The following is a 22,198-nucleotide window of genomic DNA, read 5'->3' as shown; positions in this document are numbered from 1 at the left end:
CTGATGGCCAAGCTGTACTTCCGCTACGGCGCGATGAACAGCGGGAAGAGCACGTCGCTCCTGCAGGCCGCGCACAACTACGAGGAGCGGGGCCACCGGGTGCTGCTGGCCAAGCCCGCCGTCGATACGAAGGGTGACGAGCTGATCGTGTCGCGTTTGGGTGTCACCCGTTCGGTGGACGTCCTGTTCGAGCCCGACGGCGATCCGGTGGCCGTTTTCACCGCCGCGCGGGCCCGGGTCCTGGCCGAGTCGGCGCGCGATGTCAGCGCCCTCCTCGTCGACGAGGCACAGTTCTTGCCCGAGTCGCACGTGGACGATCTGCTCCGGATCGCCATCCTCGAGAACGTCCCCGTGCTGGCCTACGGCATCCGGACGGACTTCCGCACCGCCGCGTTCCCGGGCAGCCGACGGCTCCTCGAGATCGCCCACAGCCTCGAGGAGCTGAAGACGATTTGCCGGTGCGGGCGCAAAGCGATCTTCAACGGGCGCGTCGTCGACGGCCGTTTCGTGTTCGACGGTGACCAGGTCGCAATCGACGGAGCGGCGGTCACTTACGAGTCCCTGTGCGGCGCGTGCTACCTCCAGGAGAGCCGCGGTCGGCTCCGCGGCTAACCTGAGGAGCATCTCTCGCCTGGCCGACACCCATCGGAAACGAGGAAGTAGGTAGCCTGGCGACGTGACAACACCGGAAACGGAAGTACGCCTTTCGGAGCAGCAGGAAAGGTCGGGGAAATCGATGACGGCGCAAGGGACATCGCCGAAACGTCGACCGTCGTGGGAGCAGGACTACCGGCGACGGCTGTTGATCACGGACATCGTCGCGATCGTCCTCTCCGTCTTCGGGACGCAGCTCTTTTGGTTCGACCTGAACCTCAACTCCGACGTGGGCTTCCAGAACCCCGCAGACATCGCCGTCAGCTACACCTGGGTGTCCGTCGCCCTCTCGGTCGGCTGGCTCCTCGCCCTTCAGGTCTTCGACACCCGTGACCGGCGGATCGTCGGCACCGGCTACGTCGAGTACCGCCGCGTGGTCGACGCGTCGATCTGGCTCTTCGGCATCGTCGCGATCATCGCCTACCTGTTGCAGATACTGCTGGCGCGCGGCTACATCATCACGGCGTTTCCCGCCGGGATCGTGCTCATCTGCGTCGGCCGTCTGGTCTGGCGCTCGTGGCTTACCCGACAGCGCCGCTCGGGCCGCTTTTCGAGCCAGGTCGTGCTGCTCGGCTCCCGCGCGAGTGTCCTGCACACCGCGCGTGAGCTGCGCCGCGGCAGCGAGGCGGGCTACAAGCTCGTCGGCGCCGTCTCCACGTCGGTCGGCGGTGCGGCCGCCCTGGAGAGCGAGCAGGAGCTCTCGGGCCTCGCGGTCCACAGCTTCACCGGGATCGACGGGGTCCGCGCGGTGATGGACGCCACCGGCGCCGACACCGTGGTCGTCACCAGTTCGGACGAGCTCGCTCCGCAGCGGATCCGCGAGCTCAGCTGGACGCTCGAGCCGGGGCGCGAGCACCTGGTTGTCGCGCCGAGCCTCACCGATATCGGTGGCCCCCGCATCCACACGCGCCCGGTCGCCGGTCTGCCGCTGATCCACGTGGAGACCCCGCGGTTCGACGGACGCCAGCGTTTCGCCAAGCGGCTGTTCGACATCCTCGCCTCGACGATGCTGATCATCCTCAGCGCGCCGGTCCTCGTGGTCGTCGCCGCTCTGGTCACCATGACCAGCCCGGGGCCGGTGCTCTTCCGCCAGGAGCGCATCGGTCTGAACGGAGCGACGTTCGAAATGCTCAAGTTCCGCTCGATGGTTGTTGACGCCGAAGCCCGTCTGGACGCTCTCGCCTCGCAGCAGCGCGCCGAGGGGAACTCGATCCTCTTCAAGATGGCGAAGGACCCGCGCGTCACGCCCGTCGGTGCGATTTTGCGCCGCTTCAGCCTCGATGAGCTGCCGCAGTTCCTCAACGTCTTCCGCGGCGACATGTCGCTGATCGGCCCCCGGCCGCCGTTGGCGCGCGAGGTCGAGCAGTACGAGGAGCACGTGCATCGCCGCTTCCTGATGAAGCCGGGCATCACCGGCCTCTGGCAGGTCAGCGGTCGCTCGAACCTCTCGTGGGAGGACACCGTCCGTCTCGACCTCTACTACGTCGAGAACTGGTCGATGACCGGCGACATCGTCATCCTCTTCAAGACCGCGCGCGCTGTGCTTGCCCGCGACGGAGCGTACTAATCGCCGCCGTCAGGGCCCGAGAGCCCCGCACACTGTCCCTCTCGATACTCGAGACCCCGTTCCGAGTCGTCTTCGGCGACGGCGTCAGCGATGAAGACGCGGCGCGCATCGCCGACAGCTGGGCGTCCTGCGCCGCGGAGCCGGACGGCGCGGCGCGGGACGTCCTCGCCGAGGTGGCCGTCACTCCCTCCGCCCCGCTCGATGACTCGCCGCGGGTCTCGAGCACCACTCTCGCGCAGCTGGAGGAGTCGCTCACCTCGACCCTCACCGTCGAGGCGATCGGCGCGCGGCGTGGCGACCTGCTGATGCTGCACGCGTGCGGGATCGCCGACGACTCCGGCCGCGTGCTCGCCTTCGTGGCCGCCTCGGGCACCGGCAAGACCACGATCGCCCGGACGCTCGGCCTCCGCTTCGGCTACGTGACGGACGAGACCGTCGCAGTGGCCGCCGACGGCCGCGTCCTTCCGTACCCCAAGCCGCTGTCGGTGAAGCCACTGACCGGCTCCGCGCCCAAGGCCCAGGTCGCCCCAGCGTCCCTCTCACTGCTGCCGGTCCCGAAGGCACCGCTACGGCTCGCGGGAGTCGTCCTGCTCGAGCGTCGGGACGGAGTCGGGGCCCCGTTCCTCGAGCACGTCGACCCTATGGAGGCGATCGAGGACCTCGTGCCGCAGACGTCCTACCTCTCGGCTCGTCCGCGCCCGATCACCGACCTCGTCCGCAGGCTGACCAGTCTCGGCGGCGTCCGGCGTCTGGTGTACTCCGAGGCCGACAGCGTCGTGCCGCGGGTCGAGGAGGTGTTCGCCACTCTCGGCGCCCCGGCTCCGACGATCTGGAGCGAGGTCGTCGCCCTGCCGCTCGAACCGCTCCACGAGGCGCGCCCCGGCTCGGTCCGGCGCGCTCCCGCCGACGACGCGGTCGCCCTTCCCGACGGACAGCTCCTGGTGTTCTGCGACGACACCCTCGTGCGTCTCTCCGGCATCGGGCCGCTTGTCTGGCGGCACCTCGGCAGCGCAGTGGACGTCGACGGCCTCGTCGCCGCAGTGCTCGACGAGGCCGGTCCGCCGCCTCCCGGGGTCGATGCCGCGGCGGTGGTCGAGGCGGCCCTGGTCGAGCTCGAGGGCCTCCGCGTTATCACGAGAGGGACTTCTCCGAGGCTCACCCCCGACGGGTGGCACGTATGACGCGCCTCGCGTCGAGGGTGATGGAGCCCTGTGCCAGACTTCGGAAGAACATGTCCACGGCGTCCGCCGCGTGATCCGTACCAGCGAAGGAATCTGACTCCGTGGAACTTCGAGACGTCCTCCGGCTGCTTCGTGACCACTGGATCCCGATCGTTGCGGCGATCCTCCTCGGTACCCTCGTCGCCTTCGGCTGGTCACTGACGCAGAAGCCGCGTTACGTCGCCGACTCGCAGGGTCTCGTCTCGGTCGCCACCGGGGGCGGGGGCAGCGATGACAGCCAAGCGATCTACACCCAGCAGATCGCGCAGACGGTCGCCAAGTCGAACCTCGCGACCTACATCCCCATTGCCACCTCGCGCGATGTGGCGCAGATCGCGATCGACAGCCTCGGGCTCGACGTCTCGCCCGCCACGCTGATCTCGGCGATCACCGTGCAGCCCGACACCGTCGCTCCGGTGATGAAGGTCAGCGCCACCGCCTCCACGCCGGAGGGCGCGCAGAAGCTCGCCGACGCGTGGGTCTCGGCGATCGCCACGAAGGTGCAGCAGGTCAACCAGGAGACGGGAGTGGGCGACACCGTCACCCTCACCGTCCTGCAGACCGCCGCACTTCCGTCCGCACCGGCGTTCCCGAATCTGCGCCTCGTCCTCGCGGTCGGCGCGCTCGTCGGCCTCGTGCTCGGCCTGATCTACGCGTTCGTCCGCAACACCCTCGACCGTCGCATTCGCACCGCAGAGATGGTCGAGCGCCTGTTCGATCTGCCCGTGGTCGGCACCCTCCCCGTCGACAAGCGCCTGAGCGAGACCAACCGCATCGTCCCCGAGGCCGACACCACGGACTATGTGAAGGCCGACGGCAAGCACGCTCTCGCGGAGTCCCTTCGCGAGCTGCGGACGAACCTGCAGTTCATGAACATCGACAGCCCGCCGCGGATCATCGTCGTGACGAGCCCGCTGCCCTCTGACGGCAAGTCGACCGTGACCGCGAACCTCGCAGTCACCCTCGCCGCGTCCGGTCAGCGCACCGTCGTGGTGGACGGCGATCTTCGCAAGCCCACCGTCGCCAAGTCCTTCGGCCTCGTGCCCGGTGTGGGCCTGACCGATCTGCTGATCGGCAAGGCCGAGCTGCAGGACGTCCTGCAGCCGTGGGGCCCCTCCGGCAACCTCTGGGTGCTCGGCGCGGGCTCGATCCCGCCGAACCCGTCCGAGCTCCTCGGCTCCAACGGGATGGACATCCTTCTGCACGAGATCGCCCGCGAAGCCATCGTCATCGTTGACGCACCGCCGCTGCTTCCCGTGACCGACGGCGCCATCCTCACCGCCCGCACCGATGGTGCGCTCGTCGTGATCTCGGCCGGCAAGACGACGACGGATGAACTCGGCAAGGCGATCCAGAACCTCGAGCGGGTCAGCGGGCACACCCTCGGCGTGATCCTCAACCGTGTGCCCGCGCGCGGTCAGGTCGGCCGAGGCTACGGCTACTACTACACGAGCTACTACGGCTCCGAGCGATCGGGCGCCCGCCCGGACACGGCCGTCGAGGCCGAGCCCGCGCCGACCTCGGCCTGAGCGTTCCGCGATGATCCTGTCCGGAGACGACTCCGCCCGCCCCGCACGACGGAGCTGGCGACCGGACGAGCCGGTCGCCGCCTCCGCCGCCCCGGTCTTCACTGTGCTGTCCGTCTGCACCGGAAACATCTGTCGGTCGCCGATGGCCGAACAACTGTTGCGCGCTGCGCTCGGCGATGCGACCTCCCCGAACGGCGGTCCGCTCTTCGCGTTCACCAGCGCCGGAGTGCGGACCCGCGCCGGGCTGCCGATGGACGCGATGTCGGCGCGCTTCTCGGCGCAGCACGGCGGTGACCCGGCCGCTCACACCAGTGCTGTGCTGGACGAGGCGGTCGTCGGCGGGGCCGACCTTCTGCTCACGATGACCCGCGACCACCTGGTCGACGCCTCCCGGCGCTTCCCGTCGCTCCTGCTCCGCGGATTCACTCTGCTCGAATTCGCGCGAGTACTCCCGTTCGTGGTACGTGAAGTGCCGCTGCCGGCCATCGAGGATCCGGCGGCGCGACTCCGCGCCGTCGTGCGGCTGGCCGCCGCCCATCGTGGGCGTGCCCCGCGCGGTGAGGGCGACGACATCGAGGACCCGATCGGCCGGAGCGAGGCCGTGCACGAACGCGTCGCCGCGCAGATCTCGGCCGCTGTCGCCGACGTCTCCCGTGATCTGAGAGCATTGGCGCGGCGGTAGTCGCGCGCCACCGGCGCGCCGACGCCTCGCCGCATCACATCGCTCCCTCCTCACCGTCGCGACCGCGACACGAGCCTGTCACGATTCGGAGACCCCCTGTGAAGCTTTCTGTCATCGGCTGCGGCTACCTCGGTGCCGTCCACGCCGCCGCCATGGCCGAACTCGGCCACGACGTCATCGGCATCGACGTGGACCAGAAGAAGATCGACGCTCTCGCCGCCGGCACCGCGCCGTTCTTCGAGCCGGGCCTACCCGAGCTGCTGTCCTCCGGGGTCGCCTCCGGCCGCCTGCGCTTCTCGACCGACATGGCTGACGCAGCCGGTGCCGCGGTGCACTTCGTCGCCGTCGGCACGCCCCAGAAGCCGGGCGAGAACGCCGCCGACATGACCTACGTCGACTCGGCGATCGACGGCCTCCTGCCGCACCTCGGCGCCGAGTCCCTGGTGGTCGGCAAGTCGACCGTCCCCGTCGGCACCGCTGCGCGCTTGGCCGAGCGGATCGCCTCCTCCGGCGCGACCCTTGCCTGGAACCCCGAGTTCCTCCGCGAGGGCTTCGCCGTGCAGGACACGATCAGCCCCGACCGCCTGGTCTACGGCGTGCCCGAGGGCGCAGCCGGAGTCGCGGCCAAGGCGACCCTCGACGAGGTCTACGCGACCGCGCTCGCCGCCGAGACCCCACTGGTGGTGACCGATTACGCCACCGCCGAGCTGGTGAAAGTCTCGGCGAACGCCTTCCTCGCCACCAAGATCTCGTTCATCAACGCGATTGCCGAGATCGCGGAGGTCACCGGTGCCGACGTCACACAGCTCGCCGACGCGATCGGCTATGACGTGCGCATCGGCCGCCGCTTCCTCAATGCCGGCATCGGCTTCGGCGGCGGCTGCCTCCCCAAGGACATTCGGGCCTTCTCCGCGCGAGCCGACGAGCTCGGTGTGGGCGGCTCAGTCGCCTTTCTCAAGGAGGTCGACGCGATCAACCTGCGCCGCCGCCAGCGTGTCGTCGATCTCGTCACCGAGGGCCTCGGTGGGTCCGTCACGGGGCGCCGAGTCGCGGTGCTCGGCCTAGCGTTCAAGCCCGAGTCGGACGACATCCGTGACTCGCCGTCTCTCGACGTGGCTATGCGCTTGCACGACCTCGGCGCCGTGGTGGTCGCGACCGACCCGGAGGCGATCGAGAACTCGCGCCGCCGCTGCCCCGAGCTCAGCTATACGAGCGACGTCGACGAGGCCCTGACCGGCGCCGACGCCGTGGTCGTCGTCACGGAGTGGAAGCAGTTCCGCGCCCTCGATCCGGCTGCCGCCGCTGAAAAGGTGGCCAACACCTTCCTCGTGGACGGACGCAACTGCCTAGACCCCGCGGCCTGGCGCGCAGCCGGCTGGGAGTACCGCGGCCTCGGTCGCTGACCCGCCCGGGCCGTCGGCCGCGCTCTCAGAGCACGCGGCTCGGCTGATCCGCCACAACGCCGGAGGTGCCGCGGAGGGGGATGTGCGCGAAAGCGTCGTCTCGCTCGGCAGCCCTCCGGCGTCGCTGCGCATGGACGATGATCCGCAGCAGAACCCCGGCCAGAGCACCGAGCAGGGCTCCCGAGGTGTTCATCACCACGTCCTGCAGGCTTGCGAAGCGGGACGAGAGGAAGAGCAGCTGTCCGGTCTCGATCAGCGAGCTCACCAGGGCGCCGACGACGACCGCGATCCACGCCGACCGGGGGCGCAGGTTGAGCGCGAGGAGCAGGCCGAGGGGGACGAACAGGGCGATGTTGGCGCTGGCCTCGAGGAAGGCGTAGTCGACCCGGGGCAGATGGTGCCGGGAGAACCACGAGCCCACTCGGCCGAGGTCGCCTCTCATCCCGCTATCGACGGGCGTCGGCCAGAAGGCGATCATCGCGAGTGCGATCAGGTAGGGCACGCCGATGGCGAGGGTGAGGCGGCTGAGCGACCGAGTCACGGTGCTCCTCTCGTCGGGCGTCGGGCAGAGGCGACGACGGCGGCGGAAGCTCAGTCTGACCTGTGGCCCCTGGGATAGGGCCGGGAGGCGCAGGGGGACACTGTGAGAGGCGCGGGAGAAGACGTCAAGGGTCGCGGGGAGGCGGGAAGCGACTCCGTAGGCTCGCGAGCCGCGAGGCAGCCCGGCCTGGAAACGACGAAGCCCGGCCGGATCATCGATCCTGGCCGGGCTTCTCACCGGTCGGGGTAGCGGGATTCGAACCCACGACCTCCTCGTCCCGAACGAGGCGCGCTACCAAGCTGCGCCACACCCCGGCGTGCTCGTCACGGAGAACCGCTCACGAGCCTCGACAATAGTAGCCGATTTCCGGGGCGCTGTCGGACATCCCTGTCAGGCGGAGGGAGCGGCGGAGGGAGCGGCGGAGGGAGCGGCGGAGGGAGCGGCGGAGGGAGCGGCGGAGGGAGCGGCGGGGGGAGTGAGCGTCACGAGCGTCACCTCGGGGCGGCACGCGAAGCGCACGGGCGCGTAGATCGACGTGCCGACTCCGGCCGAGACGTTGAGGTAGGCGCTGCGCCGTCCGCTGTCCCATGTCGTCGAGCCGGCGACCTTATCGCGCGGGATGTCGCAGTTGGTGACGAGGGCGCCGAAGCCCGGGACGCAGACCTGGCCGCCGTGGGTGTGTCCGGCGAGGATCACCTCGGCTCCGCGGGCGACGAAGTCGTCGAGGACGCGCTGGTAGGGCGCGTGGGCGACGCCGATGCTGACGCCCGCCGGTCCGTCCTCCGAGCCGCGCAGCTCGTCCACGGCACCGGCGACGAGGTCGATGCGGTCGAGGCCGATGTGCGGGTCATCGACGCCGAAGAACTCGATCCGCGTGCCCTTCACGGTGATGCTCTCGGCGCGGTTGTTGAGATCGATCCAGCCGAGTCCGCCGGAGAAGAAGCCGGTGAGGCCCTCGATGTCGAGGTCGGCCTCGTGCTGCTTCGGATTGGTGGAGGGACCAAGGAAGTAGCGGAGCGGATTCTTGATCCGCGGGCCGAAGTAGTCGTTCGAGCCGTTCACGAAGGCGCCGGGGATCCCCGCGAAGGGCTCGAGGGCCCGGCGGATGCCGAGAACGCCGTCGCGGTGGCCGAGGTTGTCACCGGTGTCCACGACGATGTCCGGCGCGAGCGCGAGGAGCGAGCGGACCCACTCCTGCTTCTTCGACTGCCAGGGGGCCATGTGCAGGTCCGATACGTGCAGGATGCGGATCGGCTCGGCACCCGCGGGCAGCACCGCGAACGAGGTGCGGCGGACGGTGAACAGCGTCCGCTCGATGCCGATGCCCCAGGCAGCCGCGAGGGTTCCGGCGGCGGCGATGGTCGCGAGGGCGGTGGTGAGGGGGCGGCTGCTGCGTCCAGTCATGGGTCCTTCTCTCGCGGGTCGGCCGCGAGCGCGACCGCGTTCATTCTGCCGGACGCTCCCGGCAGTGGCGCCCTGGCTCAACCACGGGGCGCGGGGCGGGCGCTCATCAGCAGGGTGACCTCGGCCCCTCTCGAGAGGCGGGAGCCGGCGGGGTCGGTGCTGGCGCCGACAATCCAGGTGTGTAGCGCGTTGTCGGGGGTGCCGGTCCTGCCGATGTGCGGAACTCCGTTGCGGGGGGCGGAGAGCGCCCCCGTTCCTCCGGTGACCACCTGCTGTAGCGCGTACCCGGCGGTCGCGGCGACCTCCGCCGACATGCCCTGGCTGCACTCCGAGGCGGGCGGGGCGATATCGGCGCCCGTGCGGTCCACGATGCGGTCGATCGCGACCGGGGTGGTGCCCAGAAGGGTGGGCGCGAGTTTCTGGAGTTCGGTGCCGTCGGCGCGGTGCACGCCCATCGCGAGGGCGGTGTTGCGAATGCCGCAGAGGTCGAGCTGCTGCGCCATCGCGGCGAAGGAGGTGTTGATGGAACCGGTGGTGGCCTGGAGCGCCGTGGTGACTCCTCCATTGCCGCCCTCGTCATGCCCGGGATTCCAGGGCTCGCTGCCGTAGTAGACCCCGTCGGGCTCGCAGCTGTCGCGGAACGTCGTGTACGCGCGGCGGGTGCCGTCGACGCTCTCACCGAGCGAGTGCCCCTCCTGCAGCCACTCGGCGAGAGTGAACACCTTGTCGGTCGAAGCGACCTGGAATCCGGAGGAGCCGCCGTAGCCGAAGTCGGCGTTGTCGTTGACACTTGTGGACGTGGCGCCGGTCAGATCCGGATCGTTGGAGTAGTCCTTGTTCTGGGTCATCGCGAGGATGCGGCCGGTGCCGACCTCGACCGACACGCTCGCGCTGCCGATGTTAACGTTCGCCCGCGCTTGAAGGTCGCGTCGCGCTCGTCCTGGCTCGCCCCGAAGGCCGCTACTCCGGCAGTCTGGCAGCCGGTACTGGGCTCGGTGATCACGAGCACATTCTTGACGTACTGCTGCGTGATCGAGGAACCGCCTTGGACGTCACCGCCCATCGCCGTCGTCGCCGCGGCGCGCGCCGTGCCGCGTCCTTGACGAACGGCGAAATGTCGTCCCAGCCCACCTCTACCCGGTTCTGCGCGGAGAAAGAGGCCAGCAGTACGTCGCCACCGGAGGAGTCCTTCGCAGAGACGTTGCTCTTCTCGGCGAGGTCCCCGATCTCGAGGTACTCGGGGAGGTTGTCGAACATCTGGACCGTATTCCCGGCGGCCATGCCGCTCAGCGCGATCGCGGGCGTCAGCGAGGCGGCCACCAGGACTCTCGCGACGACGCTCATCGCGACGATGCCGATCGCGCCTCCGACGGCGCCCCCGATGGTCTTCACGACTCTGGTCCCACCCTGGCCCGACGTAGAATCAGCGTAGTCGCCGCGCTCGGACGAGCCGCGGCGCTCATCCCGCCGACGCGCGGCGCTCAGCAGTCGTCCCGCACCGGCCGCACCCGAGGAGAGCCATGTCCGTCCCGCGCTGGGAGTACATCACCACCCCGCTGATGATCCACAACACCACGGCGATCCTGAACACCTGGGGGTCGGAGGGCTGGGAGCTGGTCCAGATCGTGACCGGGCCCGAGGGCGGACTCGTCGCGTACCTCAAGCGCCCCGTCGCCGAGGCGGGCGCGTGATCGCCGAGCGGCTCGCGGAGCTCGGCATCGAGCTGCCCGCGGTGGCGGTTCCCGCCGGCGCGTACGTCCCGGCGGTCGTGCACGGCGGCCTCGTCTACACGGCCGGGCAGATCCCCTTCGTCGACGGCGCCCTGCCTCTGACGGGCACTGTCGGCGCCGAGGTGTCGCCCGAGCAGGCGAAGGACCTCGCCCGCACCTGCGCGCTCAACGCGCTCGCGGCGGTCGCGGACGCGATCGGCTCGCTGGACCGCGTGACGCGCATTGTGAAGCTCACCGGATTCGTCGCCTCGGCCGCGGGCTTCACCGGTCAGCCCGGCGTGATCAACGGCGCCTCGGAGCTGCTCGGCGACCTGTTCGGCGAGGCCGGTCGGCACGCGCGCTCGGCCGTGGGCGTGGCCCAGCTGCCGCTCGGCGCTCCGGTCGAGGTCGAGCTGATCGTCGCGTTCGACTGACGCAGCCGCCGCTCCTCTCCCGCCCGATGCGGTGGCGGGAGGAGCGGCGGTCGCCGAAGGCCCGTCGTCAGTCCGCGGCGATCGCCGAACTGATCACGGCCATCACCTGCGTGTCCGCGAGGGTCGTCGTGTCGCCCACGGTCCGTCCCTCCGCCACGTCGCGCAGCAGCCGACGCATGATCTTGCCCGAGCGTGTCTTGGGCAGTTCCTGCACGACGAAGATCCGCTTCGGGCGAGCGATCGCTCCGATGTGTTCGGCGACGTGCGCCTTCAGGGCGGCTTCGAGTTCGTCGTGCCCGTCGACGAGAGCCTCTGCCTGGCTCGCTTTCGCGATGACGAACGCGACCACGGCCTGGCCGGTCGTCTCATCCGCCGCGCCGACGACCGCCGCCTCCGCGACGACCGGGTGCGAGACGAGCGCCGATTCGATCTCGGCCGTCGACAACCGGTGGCCGGAGACGTTCATGACGTCGTCCACGCGTCCGAGCAGCCAGAGGTCGCCGTCCCGGTCTCGGCGAGCACCGTCGCCGGCGAAGTAGCGGTCGCCGAACTTCGACCAGTAGGTCTCGACGTAGCGCTCCGGGTCGCCCCAGATGCCGCGCAGCATCGCGGGCCACGGCTCAGTGATCACCAGGAGTCCGCCCTCGTCGGCGCCGACCGGTCGTCCGGATTCATCGACCACGTCGACCGAGATCCCGGGCAGAGCGACCTGGGCGGATCCGGGCTTGAGCGTGGTGACGCCCGGCAGCGGAGACACCATGATGGCGCCGGTCTCGGTCTGCCACCAGGTGTCGACGATCGGCGTGCGGCCGCCGCCGATGACGTCGCGGTACCAGATCCACGCCTCCGGGTTGATCGGCTCGCCGACCGATCCGAGCAGACGCAGGCTCGACAGATCGAAGCGCTGCGGGATCTGCCGGCCGAGCTTCATGAACGAGCGGACCGCCGTGGGCGCCGCGTAGAGGATCGTCACGCCGTGCTTCTCGATGATCTCCCACCAGCGGCCGGGGTGCGGGCTGTCCGGGGTCCCCTCGTACATCACCTGGGTGGCCCCATTCGCGAGCGGGCCGTAGACGACGTAGCTGTGGCCGGTGATCCAGCCCACATCCGCGGTCGACCAGTAGACGTCGGTCTCGGGGTGCAGGTCGAAGACGGCGCGGTGCGTGAAGGCGACCTGGGTGAGATAGCCCCCGCTGGTGTGCAGGATGCCCTTCGGCTTCCCCGTCGTGCCGCTGGTGTAGAGGATGAAGAGGGGCTGCTCGGCCGGGAACGGCTTCGCGACGTGGTCGGCGTCGACCGCGACGACCTCCTCGTGCCACCACAGGTCGCGCCCCTCGTGCCACGCGACCTCGTTGCCCCCGCGACGCACCACAAGGACGTGCTGCACGCTGTGCTCGCCCTCGAGTGCGAGCGCCGCGTCCACGGCGGGCTTGAGGGGCGAGACCGCGCCCTTGCGCCAGCCGCCGTCGGCGGTGATGACGAGCTTCGCCTCCGCGTCGTCGATGCGCGCGCGCAGGCTCTCGGCGCTGAAGCCGCCGAAGACGACGGAGTGGACCGCGCCCAGCCGGGCGACGGCGAGCATGGCGATGACCGCCTCCGGGATCATCGGCAGGTAGATCGCGACGCGGTCGCCGGCGCGGATGCCGAGGCTGGTCAGGAGATTCGCGGCTCGTTTCACGTCTGCCGTGAGCTCGGCGTAGCTGATGGAGCGGGAGTCGCCGGGCTCGCCCTCCCAGTGCAGGGCGACGCGGTCGCCGTGGCCGGCGAGCACGTGCCGGTCGAGGCAGTTGTAGGCGACGTTGAGCTCGCCGTCGTCGAACCACCTCGCGAACGGCGGCGCGCTCCAATCGAGGGTGCGGGTGAAGGGCCGGTGCCAGTGCAGGAGCTCGCGGCTGCGGGCGGCCCAGAAGGCGAGGCGGTCCTCCGCGGCTTCGTCGTGGAGCGCGGCGGTCGCTACCGCCCCGGAGGCGAAGTCGGCCGGGGGCGGAAACCGGCGGGTCTCGTGGAGGAGACTGTCGATGGCGTTCCCGTCGGCGGCCGGGGCATCGGGGGGAGTGGACATCTGCGATTCGCTCCTTCGCGAGTGAGACGTTCGCCGGCCCGCGCGGTCGGCGTCGAACTACCGTATCGCTCGGCTCCGACGCTCACGGTCGGGTTCGTGAAGCTGAGTGTCCGGCGGGCTTCGGATAAGAGTTCGCAGAGAACCGCATCCGGACTTGGCGAATCGCGGTCCGTCCCCTACAGTTACATACGGCCGAATGAACTTCGGCCCAGCGGCGCAAGCGATTCCCCCCAATCCAGCGCCGCCGAGGCGGCACCTGTTCCCCCCAATGGGTGCCGCCCCCTTCTTTCCGCCGGATCACGGTGGACGAACGCCCCCGCTCGAGCCCGGCTCGCGGGGGCGTTTCCTCGTCCGAGGGGCCTCCGCGCAGCGAGCGCGGCTCGTGATGCTCCTCCACAGGTCCGGACGAGCGCGTCTCTCTTCCGATCGACTGCCTCGACGCCCTGACGGGCGGCGGCGGCTTCTACCGTGCGGGGATGAGCCCTGACTTCGTCCCCCTCGTCCCACCCGAGCACCGCCGTGATTCGACGCCGGTACGCCCGGCCGCCGCCGCCCTCGGGCTGCTCGCCCCGCACGCCGCCGATCCCGCAGTGACCGACCTCTTCGTGAACGGTGGCGCGGGCCTGTGGGTCGACCGCGGCAATGGTGCGGAGCGAGTGCCGGAGTGGACGCTGGACGCACCAGGAGCGCGGCGGCTCGCGGTGGCGCTGGTCGCGGCCGGCGGGCGGCACGTCGATGAAGCAAGCCCCTGCGTCGATGTCCGGCTACGGCACGGTGTGCGGGTGCACGTCGTGCTGCCGCCGGTGGCGACCGGGGGAGCGCTGGTCTCGGTGAGGGTCCCACGGGCCGACTCCTGGACGCTCGCGGAGCTGCGGGCGGCGGGGATGCTGGACGAGGACGGGGTCCGGCTGCTGCGCCGCGCGGTCCGCGAGCGCTGGAACCTGCTGATCTCGGGGGCGGGCGGATCAGGGAAGACGACCGTGCTCGGTGCGCTGCTCGGCTGCGCGTCGCCCACCGAGCGGATCGTGGCGATCGAGGACGTCGGCGAGCTCCGGCCGGCGCACCCGCACGTCGTGTCGCTCGAGGCGCGGCAGCCGAATCTCGAGGGCGCCGGAGCCATCGGCCTGGATCGGCTCGTGCGGGAGGCGCTGCGGATGCGACCCGACCGTCTGGTCCTCGGGGAGTGCCGCGGCGGGGAGCTGCGCGAGCTGTTGTCTGCGCTGAACACCGGGCACGACGGAGGCGCGGGCACCCTGCACGCGAACTCGCTCGAGGACGTGCCCGCGCGGCTCGAAGCGCTCGGGGTCCTCGCGGGTCTGGGGCCCGAGGCGACCGCCCGACAGACGGTCAGCGCGATCGACCTGGTGCTGCACCTCGAACGACGCGGCGGGCGGCGGCGGCTCGCGGCGTCCGGGACGTTCGCGCTCGATGGCGACGGGCGGCTGCGGGTCGAGCGGGGGACGCTGCCGAGCTCATCGAGGTCGGGCGGGTGAGAGGCCGTGACGGCCTGGACGAGGTCGCAGCTGTGGTGCACCGGCTGGCTGTGCTCCTCGCGGCGGGAGTTGCTCCGGCGTCGGCACTTGCGTACCTCGCGGCTGCGGAGGGTGCGGACCGCGGCGACGCGCGGCGACGGCGGCTCCTTCGGGCGGTGTCGGAGGAGGCCGCGCGCGGCGGCGACGTGACCGAGGCGCTGCTGCGCGGGGTCCCGGCCTCGCGGCGGGGCGGCCGGCGGCGGCGCCCGGCCCGGTGGAAAGCCCCTGCACCGGATGCCGGTGAAGCGACAGCGTGGGCGGCGCTGGCCGCTGCGTGGCGCGTGGCCGCCGACTCCGGCGCGCCGGTCGTCAGCGCTCTCGGCGAGCTGGCGGAGTCGCTGCGCGAGCTGGCCCGCGCGCGCCGGGACATCGCCGTGGCTCTGGCTGGCCCCGCCGCGACGGGGCGGGTCGTGGGCGCTCTGCCGCTCGCCGCACTGGGTCTGGGTGGGCTGCTGGGCTTCGACGTGGTGGGCGTGCTCCTCGGGACAGTGCCGGGTCTGGTCTGCCTGGTCGGAGGCGCCGGGCTGATGGCAGGCGCGCACGCCTGGACGCGGCGGCTCGTGCACCGGGCGTTCCCCGACGATCCGGCGCCCGGCCTCGCCCTCGACCTCCTCGCGGTCGCGCTGGCCGGCGGGGGATCGATCGGTTCGTCGCGCGCCCGGGTGCTGGCGTCGCTCGCCGAATGCGGCCTCGACGCTGATGAGCGGGTTCTGGCCGACGCCGACCCGGTGCTCGCACTGTCGGTGGCGGCGGGCGTCCCGGCAGGCCGTCTGCTGCGGAGCGAGGCGGCGCTGGTGCGGGCTCGGGCGTCCTCCGGGGCGCGGGAGCGCGCCGCTCGGCTCGGCGTGACCCTGATGCTGCCGCTGGGGGTCTGCGTGCTGCCGGCGTTCCTCCTGCTCGGAGTGGCTCCGATGGTCGTCTCGGTGCTGCTCTCGACGTTCTCGGTCGCGGCGTGAGGCGGTCAACGGCTCCTCCACAGGGGCGGGATCCCGCTGTGATCCACAGATCGGCCGACAGCCGCCCCGGCGGGAGCACTGGTGCGCGATCCTCGGAGGACGGGGGCACGGAGCGGGGCAGAACGGAGCAGGACAGATGAGCAGCGACACGGCGATCAGCAGTGGGGGAGTCGCGCGGAGCGGGAGGGTCCGCCGGGGCCCCGGTGCGGGGAGTGGCCGGGCAGGGCGGAGCCCCGGCCCGGCGAGCGGCGGGAGTGTCGCGTCACAGGCAGGAGTCTGCGGCCACCTCTCGCTGGGCGGCTACGACGACCAGTGGCGTTGGCGCGGGAGAAAGGGGTTCAGCGTGCTGAGCGAGGAGGAGGGGTCGGCGACGGCGGAGTACGCGATTGCGACGATGGCTGCCGTCGGCTTCGCCGGGCTGCTGGTGGTCATCCTCAAGGGCGACGAGGTGCGGAGCATCCTTACCGATCTGGTGACCCGCGCGCTCACCGCAGCGGGATGAGAGCTCTCTCGCTCCTGCGGGCGCGGCTCGCGCCGGAGCAGGGGTCGGCCACGGCCGAGCTCGCCCTCGTGCTCCCGGCAGTGGTCGTGGTGCTGGCGCTGTGCCTGGGGTCGGTGGCGGCCTCGGCGCAGTACATCCGGCTCGTCGACGCCGCGGCGGACGCCGCTCGGTCCGCGGCGCGTGGTGACGACCCCGGCGTGCCGCTCGCCCGCGTGGTGGGGGCGTCCGTCTCGACGGGGGAGCAGGACGGACTGGTCTGCGTCGACGTCGCGGCTCGCCTGCACCCCGTGCCGACGCTGTCGCTCCCGGTCTCGGTCCGGTCCTGTGCACTGGGCGGGGGCGGCTGATGCGCCCGGCGCTTCGCGGGATCTGCGACGGGGACCAGGGATCGGCCGCGGTCGTCGCCGTCGGGGTTGTCGCAGGCACGATCCTGGTGACGGCCGCCGTGCTCGCCGGCTGCGGCGGAGTCGTCGGGCATCAGCGGGCGGTGGCGGCGGCGGACGCGTCGGCGCTCGCCGCCGCGGACGTCGCGTCCGGACTGCTCGCCGGCGACCCGTGCGGGCGGGCGGCGGAGGTCGCTCGCGCGAACAGCGCCGAACTCCGCCTCTGCACGATCGACGGAGGCGGAGCGAGCGTCGAGGCGGCGGTTGCCGTGGAGCCGCTCTCTCTCACCTTCACCGCGCGGTCGCGGGCGGGGCCGCCCCCATGAGCCGGGCGTCCTGCGCGAGGGTACCTCAGTCGGAGCTGAGGCGCTGGTAGCGGTACGCGGCAGCGGTCGGCAGGGCGCCCGACCCCTCGTCATGCTCGAGACCGCCGGAGAGGAGGTAGATGTAGCGGGAACCCGCGCGGGTGCCGGGGATCTCCAAGCGCGCGGCGGGAGCCGAGTCGTCGCCGTACCCGCGGCGGAGGGTCTTCCCCTCCAGTGGGCCGTCGAGGAGCTTGGCCGTATAGGCGGAGGTCGTGGTGGTGTGCGTCGTTGCCATGCCTCATCATGCGCCGATCGGCGCCGCGCGTCACCCCACCCCCAGTGGCCCAGGCAGGCGACGCGGAGGCCGTGGCCTGTATTGTCCCGGGGTTCCTGGGGTCCAGGGCCGGCGAGGGGACAGGACGCCCGGAGTCAGTGTGTATGGTGTGCCTGTCGGGCGGCCCCGCCGATGGGGACGCGTCGCCGTTCCCCGCACCACGTCGCCGCGCACCGTCTCCCCGCAGCAGGGGATGTCGGACCACTGGTCGTCCGACCCGACAGCACCAATCAAGGAGAACTGTGTCCGGCACGAAGAAGCTGGTGATCGTCGAGTCGCCGGCGAAAGCCAAGACCATCGCCCAGTACCTGGGCGACGGCTACGAGGTGCTCGCCTCCGTCGGTCACATCCGCGACCTCATCGAGCCGAAAAACCTCCCGCCGGAGCTGAAAAAGGGCCCGCTCGGCAAGTTCTCCGTCGACGTCGACAACGGCTTCGAGCCGTACTACGTCGTCTCCGACCAGAAGAAGAAAACGGTCGCCGATCTCAAGCGTGCCCTCAAGAATGCCGACGAGCTCTACCTCGCCACTGATGAGGACCGCGAGGGCGAGGCCATCGCGTGGCACCTGCTCGAGGAGCTCAAGCCCAAGGTGCCCGTGCACCGGATGGTCTTCCACGAGATCACGAAGGACGCGATCCAGAAGGCACGCGACAACACGCGCGACATCGACACCTCGCTCGTCGACGCGCAGGAGACCCGCCGCATCCTCGATCGCCTCTACGGCTACGAGATCTCCCCCGTGCTCTGGCGCAAGGTCGGCCCGGGGCTCTCGGCCGGACGCGTGCAGTCGGCGGCGACTCGCCTCGTCGTCGACCGCGAGCGCGAGCGCCTGGCCTTCGTCTCGGCGAGCTACTGGGACCTCGCGACCGTGCTCGCACCCGAGTCGGACGCTGCGGCAGGATTCGACGCGCGCCTGGCGCGGCTGGACGGCAAACGGATCGGAAGCGGTCGCGACTTCGACGACCGCGGAGAGCTGAAGGGCGATGTCACCGTCCTCGATGAGTCCTCCGCCGAAGCCCTTGCCGTCGCGCTGCGCGACCCCGCCACGACGGTGCGTGTCTCGAACCTCGAGTCCAAGCCCTACTCGCGGCGCCCCGCCGCCCCGTTCACCACGTCCACGCTTCAGCAGGAGGCGGCACGCAAGCTCCGCTTCTCGGCGCGCCAGACGATGAGCGTCGCGCAGTCGCTCTACGAGAACGGCTTCATCACCTACATGCGGACCGACTCGCCCGGGCTTTCGCAGCAGGCGCTGAACGCTGCGCGCACCCAGGCGGCCTCGCTCTACGGCGCGGCGACGGTCCCGGACAAGCCGCGTCTTTACTCCGGCAAGAACAAGAACGCACAGGAGGCGCACGAGGCGATCCGGCCAGCGGGCGAGACCTTCCGCACTCCCGACCAGCTCTCGGGCACCCTCCGCGGCAACGACCTGCGCCTCTACGAACTCATCTGGAAGCGTACGGTGGCCTCGCAGATGGCGGACGCGAAGGGCTCGACCGCCACGGTCACGCTCCTCGCCGAGCCGGCGGGCGACATCGCGCAGACCGTCGAGTTCACCGCCTCCGGCACCGTCATCACCTTCCGCGGCTTCCTGCTCGCCTACGAGGAGGGCCGCGACGAGGAGCGCCACGGAGCCCGCGACGAGAAGGACGCCAAGCTGCCTCCGCTCGAGGTGGGCCAGAAGCTGGTCGTGGCCGAGGTCGAGGCGAAGGGTCACGAGACGTCCCCGCCCCCGCGCTACACCGAGGCAAGCCTGGTCAAGTCGCTCGAGGAACTCGGCATCGGCCGTCCCTCGACCTACGCCTCGATCATCTCCACGATCGTGGACCGCGGCTACGTGACTCCGCGCGGCACAGCCCTCGTGCCCAACTGGATCGCCTTCTCGGTGGTGCGGCTGCTGGAGGACTTCTTCTCGGACCTCGTCGAGTACGACTTCACGGCCGAGATGGAGGGCGACCTCGACCGAATCGCCGGTGGCGAGGAGGACCGCGTCTCCTGGCTCAACCGCTTCTACTTCGGCGGAGGTACCCACCCGGGGCTCCGCCACGTCGTCGACAACCTCGGTGAAATCGACGCGAAGAGCATCAACTCCGTGCGGATCACCGACGACATCACCCTGCGCATCGGTAAGTACGGGCCCTACCTCGAGGTCGCGCAGGAGGAGGGGCAGGAGACGCCCCGGCGCGTTAACCTGCCGCTCGAGCTGGCCCCCGACGAACTCACCCCCGCCAAGGCGCAGGAGCTCGTCGACGCCCCGGTGCAGACCGACCGCGTGTTGGGCAGCAACCCCGACTCCGGCAAGACGGTTGTGGTCAAGGACGGCCGGTTCGGCCCGTACGTGACCGAGATCGACCCCGAGCCCGAGACGACGGCGGATCCGGCAACGGGTGAGGTCGTCGAACCTGCACCCGTGAAGCGCGGCGCGAAGAAGCCCGCGGTCGTCAAGCCGCGCACCTCCTCTCTGTTCAAGTCGATGGACGTCGCGTCGATCGACCTGGCCACGGCACTGCGCCTCCTCGATCTGCCGCGGACTGTCGGTGAGGACCCCGAGAGCGGGGAGCCGATCACTGCGCAGAACGGCCGCTACGGCCCGTACATCAAGAAGGGCACCGACAGCCGGTCGCTCACGAGCGAGGACCAGATCTTCGAAGTCGACCTCCCGAGCGCGCTCGAGATCTTCGCGCAGCCCAAGTACGGGGCACGGCGTGCGTCGAGCGCACTCAAGGAGTTCGAGGCGGACCCGGTCAGCGGCAAGCCGATCCGCATCCGCGACGGCCGCTTCGGCGCATACGTCACCGACGGCGAGACCAATGTCACGATCTCCAAGGGCATGACGATCGAGGAGATCGACTTCGAGCACGCGGTCCAGATGCTCGCCGACAAGCGGGCGAAGGGTCCGGCGAAGAAGGCTCCGGCCAAGCGCGCGCCGGCGAAGAAACCGGCCGCCAAGACGACGGCCGCGAAGACGACGGCCGCGAAGAAACCGGCCGCGAAGACGACGGCCGCCAAGACGACTGCCGCGAAGAAACCCGTCGCGAAGACGACGGCGGCCAAGACCACCGCCGCGAAGAAGCCTGCCGCGGCGCGCGCGACCGCCGCAAGCCGCGCGGCGGCGTCGGCGGCCCCCGAGGCGACGGACGCGACCGAGTCGTGACGGGGCTGTTCGTCACCCTCGAGGGCGGGGACGGCGCGGGCAAAACGACGCAGGCCCGGCTGCTCGAGGAGTGGCTGGGCTCGCGTGGCGAGACCGTCGTCCGCACCCGGGAGCCCGGCGGCACCGAGGTGGGCGTGCAGATCCGCGAGATCGTGTTGCACCACCGTGGCGAGATCGCCCCCCGGGCCGAGGCGCTGCTCTACGCCGCGGACCGCGCCCAGCACATCGGCACGCTCGTGCGTCCGGCGCTCGAGCGCGGCGAGGTCGTCGTACAGGACCGCTACATCGACTCCTCGGTTGCTTACCAGGGTGCGGGCCGGGTGCTCGACGCGGTCGAGGTCCGGCGCCTCTCGGAGTGGGCGACCCATGACCTGCGGCCCGATCTGAGTGTCCTGCTCGATCTGGACCCCTCCGTCGCACGCGGCCGGCTCGACGCGGCCCGCACCCGCTTCGACCGGCTCGAAGCCGAGAAGGCGGAGTTCCACGGACGCGTCCGCGAGGGGTTTCTGGCCATTGCCGCGGGCGATGCGGAACGGTTTCTCGTGGTGGACGCCTCACGTCCGATCGAGGAGATCGCGGCCGAGATTCGCTCCCGCGTCGAGGCGCTGCTCGAGCGTCCGTCCGCTGTCGGTACTCATGGTTAGCCTGGTGGCATGACCGTCTGGAGCCAGCTCGTCGGGCAGGAGCACGCCATCGACGCCCTGCACGACGCGGCCGCGCCCCGGGACGGCCGCGGCCGCGAGTCGGCGTCGATGACCCACTCCTGGCTCCTCACCGGCCCGCCCGGGTCCGGGCGCTCGAACCTCGCCTACGCCTTCGCCTCCGCCCTGCTCTGCCGGCGGGGCGGCTGCGGTGAGTGCCCCGATTGCCGCCAGGTCGCGGCCCGCTCGCACCCCGATCTCTCGGTGCTCGCGACCGAACGCGTGATCATCTCGATCGACGAAGTGCGCCGCCTGGTCAGCAGCTCGCAGTATTCGCCCTCGGTCTCGCGCTATCGCGTCATGGTCATCGAGGATGCCGATCGGATGAGCGAGCGCACCTCGAACGTCCTGCTGAAGGCGCTCGAGGAGCCGCCGGAGCGGACGGTCTGGATCCTGTGCGCCCCGAGCGAGGCCGACCTGCTCCCCACCATCCGCTCCCGCGTGCGCTCGGTGCGCCTGCGCGTGCCGAGCGTGGCGGACGTCGCCGGGCTGCTCCGACGCCGCGACGGTGTCGACGCCGAGACCGCCGAGCGCGCCGCCCGCCAGGCGCAGAGTCACATCGGCATGGCGCACCGTCTCGCGACCGACGCGAACGCCCGCGAACGGCGGGAAGAGACCCTCCGGATCGCCCTGCGCCTGCGCGGAGTCTCGGACGCCGTGCTCGGCGCCGCGCGGATGATCGAGGTCGCGACCGAGGACGCCAAGGCGATCACGATCGAGCGCGACGAGGTCGAGCGGCAGCAAGCGTTGCGGTCGCTGGGCGTCGAGCCCGGCGGCACCGTGCCGGCGCAGCTCCGCTCGCAGCTCCGAGCGCTCGACGAGGACCAGAAGCGGCGGGCGACGCGCAGCCTCCGCGACGGCCTGGACCGGATCCTCGTCGACCTCCTCTCCCTCTACCGCGACGTGGTGCGCCTTCAGCTGGGAGCGCCCGGGGGCGTCATCAACGAAGAGGTCCGCGCCGAGATGACGGCCCTCGCGGAGTCGACTCTGCCCGAGCGCACTCTCGCCGTCCTCGAGGCGATCGCGACCGCCCGGCAGCGCATCGACGCCAATGTCTCCCCGGTCCTTGCTCTCGAGGCCCTGCTCGTGGTCGCCGCTCGGCGCCCGGTGGCCGCGTGAGGAGGGGGC

22 protein-coding genes and 1 tRNA gene are annotated in these 22,198 nt (G+C 71.0%); 16 read left to right on the top strand and 7 right to left on the bottom strand.

Going from position 1 to position 22,198, the window contains the following annotated elements:
• Positions 1-3: 3 nt before the first annotated feature.
• From A6122_RS11230 to A6122_RS11205, 6 genes are all read left to right on the top strand, one after another.
• Positions 4-612 carry a thymidine kinase gene (locus tag A6122_RS11230; protein WP_068254942.1) on the top strand — a complete coding sequence of 203 codons (609 nt, stop codon included), beginning with the start codon at positions 4-6 and terminating at the stop codon, positions 610-612.
• A gap of 124 nt (positions 613-736) precedes the next feature.
• Positions 737-2,221 (top strand): sugar transferase, encoded by a 1,485-nt coding sequence (locus A6122_RS11225; protein WP_068254940.1) that lies wholly within the window; start codon positions 737-739, stop codon positions 2,219-2,221.
• 173 nt (positions 2,222-2,394) lie between these two features.
• Positions 2,395-3,402 (top strand): hypothetical protein, encoded by a 1,008-nt coding sequence (locus A6122_RS11220; protein ID WP_068254937.1) that lies wholly within the window; start codon positions 2,395-2,397, stop codon positions 3,400-3,402.
• A 101-nt stretch (positions 3,403-3,503) separates the two neighbouring features.
• Positions 3,504-4,970, top strand: coding sequence for a tyrosine-protein kinase domain-containing protein (locus A6122_RS11215; RefSeq protein ID WP_068254935.1), 1,467 nt, complete (start codon positions 3,504-3,506; stop codon positions 4,968-4,970).
• 10 nt (positions 4,971-4,980) lie between these two features.
• Entirely contained in the window at positions 4,981-5,652 is a 672-nt protein-coding gene (locus A6122_RS11210) for an arsenate reductase/protein-tyrosine-phosphatase family protein (protein ID WP_084416001.1), read from the top strand.
• A gap of 98 nt (positions 5,653-5,750) precedes the next feature.
• A complete protein-coding gene (locus A6122_RS11205) occupies positions 5,751-7,055 on the top strand; it encodes a UDP-glucose dehydrogenase family protein (RefSeq protein WP_068254932.1) in 1,305 nt (434 codons plus the stop codon).
• 25 nt (positions 7,056-7,080) lie between these two features.
• Here A6122_RS11205 and A6122_RS11200 read toward each other — a convergent pair whose 3' ends face one another.
• The 5 genes from A6122_RS11200 to A6122_RS17345 all read right to left on the bottom strand — a co-directional run bounded on the left by A6122_RS11200 (position 7,081) and on the right by A6122_RS17345 (position 10,392).
• On the bottom strand, positions 7,081-7,596 hold the full coding sequence (locus A6122_RS11200; RefSeq protein WP_068254929.1) for a VanZ family protein: 516 nt from the start codon (positions 7,594-7,596) through the stop codon (positions 7,081-7,083).
• A gap of 240 nt (positions 7,597-7,836) precedes the next feature.
• Positions 7,837-7,910, bottom strand: a tRNA-Pro gene (locus A6122_RS11195).
• A gap of 76 nt (positions 7,911-7,986) precedes the next feature.
• Entirely contained in the window at positions 7,987-9,000 is a 1,014-nt protein-coding gene (locus A6122_RS11190) for a metallophosphoesterase (protein ID WP_068254927.1), read from the bottom strand.
• Between the two features lie 77 nt (positions 9,001-9,077).
• On the bottom strand, positions 9,078-9,884 hold the full coding sequence (locus A6122_RS11185) for a serine hydrolase family protein (protein WP_068254924.1): 807 nt from the start codon (positions 9,882-9,884) through the stop codon (positions 9,078-9,080).
• Positions 9,885-9,999: 115 nt separating this feature from the next.
• Positions 10,000-10,392, bottom strand: a complete 393-nt coding sequence (locus A6122_RS17345; RefSeq protein ID WP_068254922.1) for a hypothetical protein — start codon at positions 10,390-10,392, stop codon at positions 10,000-10,002.
• Between the two features lie 128 nt (positions 10,393-10,520).
• On the opposite strand from A6122_RS17345, the gene A6122_RS16990 reads away from it, so the two are divergent.
• Entirely contained in the window at positions 10,521-10,691 is a 171-nt protein-coding gene (locus A6122_RS16990) for a DUF4177 domain-containing protein (protein ID WP_164861113.1), read from the top strand.
• Positions 10,688-11,143, top strand: coding sequence for a RidA family protein (locus A6122_RS11175; protein WP_208855023.1), 456 nt, complete (start codon positions 10,688-10,690; stop codon positions 11,141-11,143). The genes A6122_RS16990 and A6122_RS11175 overlap by 4 nt, the downstream gene beginning before the upstream one ends.
• A gap of 67 nt (positions 11,144-11,210) precedes the next feature.
• On the opposite strand, the gene acs is transcribed toward A6122_RS11175, so the two are convergent.
• Positions 11,211-13,205 (bottom strand): acetate--CoA ligase, encoded by a 1,995-nt coding sequence (gene acs, locus A6122_RS11170; protein WP_068254920.1) that lies wholly within the window; start codon positions 13,203-13,205, stop codon positions 11,211-11,213.
• Between the two features lie 476 nt (positions 13,206-13,681).
• On the opposite strand from acs, the gene A6122_RS11165 reads away from it, so the two are divergent.
• The 5 genes from A6122_RS11165 to A6122_RS11145 all read left to right on the top strand — a co-directional run bounded on the left by A6122_RS11165 (position 13,682) and on the right by A6122_RS11145 (position 16,904).
• Complete coding sequence (locus A6122_RS11165; protein WP_084415998.1) at positions 13,682-14,698, top strand: TadA family conjugal transfer-associated ATPase; 1,017 nt, start codon at positions 13,682-13,684, stop codon at positions 14,696-14,698.
• On the top strand, positions 14,695-15,693 hold the full coding sequence (locus A6122_RS11160) for a type II secretion system F family protein (RefSeq protein ID WP_068254918.1): 999 nt from the start codon (positions 14,695-14,697) through the stop codon (positions 15,691-15,693). Before A6122_RS11165 ends, A6122_RS11160 begins: the two co-directional genes overlap by 4 nt.
• A gap of 136 nt (positions 15,694-15,829) precedes the next feature.
• Positions 15,830-16,195, top strand: a complete 366-nt coding sequence (locus A6122_RS17340) for a DUF4244 domain-containing protein (RefSeq protein WP_237358175.1) — start codon at positions 15,830-15,832, stop codon at positions 16,193-16,195.
• Positions 16,192-16,542, top strand: coding sequence for a TadE family type IV pilus minor pilin (locus A6122_RS11150; protein ID WP_068254915.1), 351 nt, complete (start codon positions 16,192-16,194; stop codon positions 16,540-16,542). The genes A6122_RS17340 and A6122_RS11150 overlap by 4 nt, the downstream gene beginning before the upstream one ends.
• Positions 16,542-16,904 (top strand): Rv3654c family TadE-like protein, encoded by a 363-nt coding sequence (locus A6122_RS11145; RefSeq protein WP_068254910.1) that lies wholly within the window; start codon positions 16,542-16,544, stop codon positions 16,902-16,904. The genes A6122_RS11150 and A6122_RS11145 overlap by 1 nt, the downstream gene beginning before the upstream one ends.
• Before the next feature lie 25 nt (positions 16,905-16,929).
• On the opposite strand, the gene A6122_RS11140 is transcribed toward A6122_RS11145, so the two are convergent.
• Positions 16,930-17,178 carry a hypothetical protein gene (locus A6122_RS11140; protein ID WP_068254909.1) on the bottom strand — a complete coding sequence of 83 codons (249 nt, stop codon included), beginning with the start codon at positions 17,176-17,178 and terminating at the stop codon, positions 16,930-16,932.
• A 281-nt stretch (positions 17,179-17,459) separates the two neighbouring features.
• Between A6122_RS11140 and topA the strand changes: the two genes are divergently transcribed.
• From topA to A6122_RS11125, 3 genes are read left to right on the top strand one after another with little or no spacing between them, the layout of a single operon-like run.
• The gene (gene topA / locus A6122_RS11135) at positions 17,460-20,369 is read left to right on the top strand and encodes a type I DNA topoisomerase (RefSeq protein WP_068254908.1); all 2,910 of its coding nucleotides are present in this window, start codon (positions 17,460-17,462) and stop codon (positions 20,367-20,369) included.
• The gene (tmk, locus tag A6122_RS11130; RefSeq protein WP_068254901.1) at positions 20,366-21,013 is read left to right on the top strand and encodes a dTMP kinase; all 648 of its coding nucleotides are present in this window, start codon (positions 20,366-20,368) and stop codon (positions 21,011-21,013) included. Before topA ends, tmk begins: the two co-directional genes overlap by 4 nt.
• A gap of 9 nt (positions 21,014-21,022) precedes the next feature.
• Complete coding sequence (locus tag A6122_RS11125) at positions 21,023-22,189, top strand: DNA polymerase III subunit delta' (protein ID WP_068254898.1); 1,167 nt, start codon at positions 21,023-21,025, stop codon at positions 22,187-22,189.
• The last annotated feature ends 9 nt before the right edge of the window (positions 22,190-22,198 follow it).

Origin of the sequence: Rathayibacter tritici (genome assembly GCF_001641005.1) — a bacterium.
Taxonomy (GTDB): domain Bacteria; phylum Actinomycetota; class Actinomycetes; order Actinomycetales; family Microbacteriaceae; genus Rathayibacter; species Rathayibacter tritici.
The sequence above is the reverse complement of the archived record's forward strand: the minus strand, read 5'-3'. Positions and strand labels throughout refer to the sequence as shown.

Bases quoted from the DNA above. Each gene is read 5' to 3' on its own strand.
- A6122_RS17340 (WP_237358175.1), top strand. From the start codon at position 15,830: ATGAGCAGCGACACGGCGATCAGCAGTGGGGGAGTCGCGCGGAGCGGG.
- A6122_RS11140 (WP_068254909.1), bottom strand. From the start codon at position 17,178: ATGGCAACGACGCACACCACCACGACCTCCGCCTATACGGCCAAGCTC.
- A6122_RS11145 (WP_068254910.1), top strand. From the start codon at position 16,542: ATGCGCCCGGCGCTTCGCGGGATCTGCGACGGGGACCAGGGATCGGCC.
- acs (WP_068254920.1), bottom strand. From the start codon at position 13,205: ATGTCCACTCCCCCCGATGCCCCGGCCGCCGACGGGAACGCCATCGAC.
- A6122_RS11210 (WP_084416001.1), top strand. From the start codon at position 4,981: ATGATCCTGTCCGGAGACGACTCCGCCCGCCCCGCACGACGGAGCTGG.
- A6122_RS16990 (WP_164861113.1), top strand. From the start codon at position 10,521: ATGTCCGTCCCGCGCTGGGAGTACATCACCACCCCGCTGATGATCCAC.
- A6122_RS11125 (WP_068254898.1), top strand. From the start codon at position 21,023: ATGACCGTCTGGAGCCAGCTCGTCGGGCAGGAGCACGCCATCGACGCC.
- A6122_RS11150 (WP_068254915.1), top strand. From the start codon at position 16,192: ATGAGAGCTCTCTCGCTCCTGCGGGCGCGGCTCGCGCCGGAGCAGGGG.
- A6122_RS11225 (WP_068254940.1), top strand. From the start codon at position 737: ATGACGGCGCAAGGGACATCGCCGAAACGTCGACCGTCGTGGGAGCAG.
- A6122_RS11190 (WP_068254927.1), bottom strand. From the start codon at position 9,000: ATGACTGGACGCAGCAGCCGCCCCCTCACCACCGCCCTCGCGACCATC.
- A6122_RS11165 (WP_084415998.1), top strand. From the start codon at position 13,682: ATGAGCCCTGACTTCGTCCCCCTCGTCCCACCCGAGCACCGCCGTGAT.
- A6122_RS11230 (WP_068254942.1), top strand. From the start codon at position 4: ATGGCCAAGCTGTACTTCCGCTACGGCGCGATGAACAGCGGGAAGAGC.